Origin of the sequence: Vibrio sp. 10N.222.55.C6 (assembly GCF_041473395.1) — a bacterium.
GTDB classification, from domain to species: domain Bacteria; phylum Pseudomonadota; class Gammaproteobacteria; order Enterobacterales; family Vibrionaceae; genus Vibrio; species Vibrio crassostreae_C.
In genome coordinates this window covers 1-263 of record NZ_JBFRSD010000582.1, presented here as the reverse complement: position 1 = coordinate 263, position 263 = coordinate 1, and the positions used below count along the sequence as shown (strand labels likewise).

Below are 263 nucleotides of genomic sequence, written 5' to 3'. Positions count from 1 at the left end.
CGTAAGCCTGCCTCGTAACTTCCTTGCGAAGGCGCTTTATGAGTTAGAAGAGAACAAGCTTGAAGTTGCTGGCGTATACATGAGTTCAAAAGGGCTGCCACTGGTTCATAAACTCGGTTATGGGCTGTTTAATGCGGGCTTATTTGCGACGCAGTTCTTTTTCCCGACCGCGATTGGCGCGTGTATTTTCTCAACCAAAAGAGCACATGAAGAGATCGGTGGTTTCGATGAAGAGATTGTCCTTTGTGAGGACTGTGATTATG

At 46.8% G+C, this 263-nt stretch carries 1 pseudogene; it reads left to right on the top strand.

The window, feature by feature from the left end:
- A pseudogene (locus tag AB4486_RS25190) lies at positions 1-263 on the top strand (glycosyl transferase); the annotation flags it as partial.